The organism is Streptomyces sp. NPDC002476, assembly GCF_042889785.1.
In the GTDB taxonomy this organism is placed as follows: domain Bacteria; phylum Actinomycetota; class Actinomycetes; order Streptomycetales; family Streptomycetaceae; genus Streptomyces.
The window spans coordinates 22,307-26,454 of record NZ_JBIARH010000064.1 but is presented as its reverse complement, the minus strand read 5'-3'; the positions used below and the strand labels follow the sequence as shown (position 1 = coordinate 26,454).

At 68.5% G+C, this 4,148-nt stretch carries 1 protein-coding gene and 2 pseudogenes; 1 reads left to right on the top strand and 2 read right to left on the bottom strand.

The genetic code is table 11. From position 1 onward, the window contains the following. Positions 1-1,386: 1,386 nt before the first annotated feature. A complete protein-coding gene (locus ACFYXM_RS34980; protein WP_389295626.1) occupies positions 1,387-1,839 on the bottom strand; it encodes a C40 family peptidase in 453 nt (150 codons plus the stop codon). 72 nt (positions 1,840-1,911) lie between these two features. Continuing rightward, a pseudogene (locus ACFYXM_RS34975) lies at positions 1,912-2,250 on the bottom strand (LysM peptidoglycan-binding domain-containing protein); the annotation flags it as partial. Positions 2,251-2,840: 590 nt separating this feature from the next. Between ACFYXM_RS34975 and ACFYXM_RS34970 the strand changes: the two are divergent. Beyond that, positions 2,841-4,148: pseudogene (locus ACFYXM_RS34970) on the top strand (hypothetical protein); the annotation flags it as partial.

Below are 4,148 nucleotides of genomic sequence, written 5' to 3'. Positions count from 1 at the left end.
TGTACCGCTTCGTGTATTTGCTTCCCACCTGGTGCTACTTCCTCTGGAACCTCAGGTCCCAGTCTCCAGGTGTCCACGATCAAGGGGAAGCTTCACCGCCTGCGCAGCGTGAGAGCCAGCGTCGCCACCACCCTGGAGCTGGGTGCGTGCCCAGCGTGTAGCGGGGGGCATGCGCGGTTTGGTTGTTTGGGTTGTCTGCGCAGGCGTTGACGTTGGGCGCAATGTCCTCGGGTTGTCCTAAGCTGCCGAGGGTGACGGAGTTCAGACAAAGCCTCCGGGATGCGGAGGCAGACGACGGCTTACCCGAACCGCCGGATGTGACGGATCCCGCCCAGTTCGTGGCAGCGATGCGGCGGTTACGTCTGTGGGCGGACTTGAGCTACCGGCAGCTTGAGCGCCGGGCCGATGCCGTGGGAGATGTGCTGCCACGTGCCACGCTCTCCGGTGCTCTGAGCCGGTCGGAGCTGCCCAGAGAGCAGCTCCTGGCTTCCTTCGTCCGGGCCTGCGGCGGTGACGAGGACATGGTCAGTGCATGGGTGAAAGCCCGCCGACGCCTGGCCGCCGAGCCCGAGAGTCCCTCTACCGCCGCGCCCGCCACGCCGGCAGCGACGGGTACGCCCGCACACAGCGTGGAAGAAGCTCCCGGTCTCGCCACCGAAGCCGTGGAAGGCGGGGACGGCTGTCAATCTGCCGGGGCGGGCACTGACACGGGTCCGGGAGAGCGTTCCTGTTCCGGGAAGGACCACGCGTCCGCCGTGCCTGCGCCGACGCCTGCGCATGCCGCCGATGCAGCAGCGCCGGATCCTTCAGCGGACGACGGCGGCCTGGCTCTCCCGCAACCGGAGGCCTCGAAGACAGCAGGGGACGAATCCGTTCCCGCGCGAGTGCCCTTTCAGCGGCGGTCAAAGCTTGTGCTCGGGGCGAGTGCTGCATTTCTTGCCGTCGCGGCCGCCGTCACGGGGGTGGCCCTGTTCCCTGACGATGGCACCGGCAAGTCGCACATGCCCGCGGTACGAACGCCGGCTCCCTCGGCGACGTCCCCGGCGCCCACGCCCAGCGCCTCCTCGCCGAAGCCGGCCTCCCAGGACAAGCCGCCGCCGCCGGGCCTGGCAGGCCGCGCCTCGCCGGACAGCACCCCCCGCACCACGCCCCCAGCCTCACCCAGAAGCAAGCAGCCTTCCAGCAGCCCTGCGCCGCAGCCATCCGATCAGGAGCCGAACGTCTACGAACCACCACCACCGGCCCACGCACCCTCTCCGTCAGAGAGTGAGGACGACTCCCTCCCGGACGATTTCTGGGATGTCCTCTGTTCCCGCGACCCGAACATGTGCTTGGAGTAGATGACGTAGGCGGAGCGGCAGCGGCATTCCCGATGGCTGTATCCCGTCACGGTGTGATGTGGCGGTAGCTGACGACATCGGATGCGGCGGCGAGCCGGGCGATGGTGACCGTACTGCCAGGGCGTGGGGCGTGGATGACCTTGCCGTGTCCGATGTAGAGCTGGACGTGCCTGCCGCCGTTCGCGATCACCAGGTCGCCGGGGACGAGCTGTGCGCGGGTCGTGGCCGTGCCTGCCCGGACCAGATCCCACGTGGTGCGCGGGAGGCTCACTCCGGCCGCCTTCCATGCCTGCGTCACCAGACCTGAGCAGTCGTAGCCCCGCGGGCCGGTCCCGCCCCATATGTAGGGCTTGCCCAACTGCGCCTGGGCGAAGGCGACCACGCGCCGCGGAGCGGGCCGTGCAGGAGACTTCGCCATCGGCTTCGGCTTCGCGGCCGACGGTGACGGCGACTGCGACGGCGCCCCGTCCGTCCACCGGTCCTTCCGTGTCTCCTTCACGGGTCCCGTTCCTGCGGGGACGCGGAAGGTGTCTCCTGCGTAGATCAGCGTCGACGCGCCCAGAGCATTGAGCCGCTGCAGGGCCTTGACGGTCGTGCCGTGCCGGCCGGCCAGAGCGTAGAGCGTGTCACCGGGCCGCAGGACAACCTTCCTGACCTCCGCACGCTTCGCCGCTCCCGTGCCGGAAGCGCCTGCTTTGGCAGGTTGGGCGGGCTTCTGCGCGGGCCGCGTCGGCTCAGCGCGGGCAGGCTCGGGCGCGGTCGGGCCTTGCGGCGCCAGAGTGGCCGCCGGCCGGGCGGCCGGGGACGAGGAGCCCGTCGGACCATGCGCGGCAAGGAGTACTCCCGCCAGCCATGAGAGCGCGAACAGCACGAGCAGTACTCCCGCTGTCCGCCGCCACCGCGCGCTCATGCTCCCGCCGGACCTCGGAGCCCGCAGCTTCCGGTCACGCGCTGCGGACGAGCGCCCCGGCACACGCCGGAAGGACCTGAGCAATGTCTGCCGTTCCACCACAACCTCCTTCGAGAGGCCGGCGAATCAGCGGCCCAAAAGAAGGCTGTTCCGGCTCAGCGGTGTCCCGCCAGACCGTGCGGCGGCCGGGACAGTCCGAGCCCGTCCCAGCCCGTCCGAGCCCCGGACATGCCCTTCGGATCCTGCGGCCGCAAGACACGGACACCACCTCTGACCAGCACGGACAACCCCGGACTGTCCGAGCCGTCGCAGACCGTTGCCCCGCCCCGCACCGGCCCGCAACGCTTCCCTCACCGCCCCGCGCCGCCCCGGCGATGTCCCTGTGCACGCACTCACCCACGCCCGCCAATGCCGGCGGGCTGTCCCCGGCGGCACGAACGGACAGCTGCCCGCCGCGGCCACCTGACCACATCTGCAGCCCGTGACGACCAGATCGCTCAAGGAGAAGACTCATGAACACTGCGCCACACACGACCCCCGCTGGCCAGAGAGCCCGCAGCGTTTGGCCCACGCCCTTACGGATAGCTCTGGTGGCCTTCGTGGCGGCGGTCGGGTTCATCTTGGCCGGCCCGGCAACCGATGCTTCGGCGGCCCCGACCCCGACCCCGACCTCGACCCCGACCCCGACCCCGCCTGGCCCGGCAGCCGACTCCCCCGCGAACGAGCCCGGCCTGCTGTTCAAGCTGGGCTGGTACACGTACGGCTGGGCTCACCACCCGCTGGACCGTCATGACCGGTACTACCAGGCGAAGCTGCCTGCGAAGATTTTCATCCAGCGGATGTACAAGTGGATGACTGAGGGCAAGACGTCCCTCTCGATCAAGAGTGACGTTCCTAACACCTTGGACGACGCCGCGACCTGGTACCAGGAGTCGCGTAAGACCGAGAAGAGCCTCAAGAAGCAGCTCACCAAGGCCGAACAGAACATCCGCAAGGACAAGGAACGGGTTGCCAACGCCACCACCCACGCAGAGCGCGCACAGGCGGAGCAGAAGCGGCAGGCGTCGGTCAAACGGTACAACCAGGTGTGGAGCGACCACCGCGACCTCAAGGCAACGGCGCCCGAGAGCACTGATACGCAGATCAAGAACCTCGACGAGCGGATCAGCAAGCTCGGGAACACAATCCGCGATCTAGAGAACAAGGCAAAAAATCCCCGGCAGACCAGGACCAAGGCCGGGCTCGCGCTGGTACAGCAGCAGATCGACGACGCCCGGGAAGCGCTGTCACAAACCCAGGCCGAACGCGACCGGCTCCGCGGCGATGACGGCCCGGACGAGACCGGCGGGGCACGCCCGACCAAGCCCGGGCCCAAGAACCCGCCCAAGGGACCCTCGACAGGCGGCACGAAGATGCCGAAGGAGTCCGTTGTCAGCAGCCTCAAGCCGCCGAAGTTCAACCTGAAGATTCCCCGGTGGGGCCGCGGACGAGGCACGGGGATGGCCGAGATGATCGGTGAACTGGCCGGCGAGGTCTACTCGGAGGGCGTCGAGAGCGGGCACGAACAGCTCCTGAAGAAGGCGCTCGCCGACGACGACCTGCGCAAGCTCATCATCGACGACTTCCACCAGATCAAGGACCACAATCCGTTCGAAACTCTCGGCCGCGCATTCGACACGTCCAAGGGGTTCACTCAGGGCGCCACGCGGGCCATCGGCCCCAAGCTGATCGAGCATCAGAAGAAGCTCGACGCCACCAAGGCCGCGGCGGAAAAGTCCAGCAAGCACCCGCTCTACCTGCGGGCACGCAAGGAATGCGGCGGCTACGACACCTGCGTCACCGAACGAACCCGCAAGCTCCGCGAACAGAACGCCAAGGCCATCGCCAAGTCCACGAAG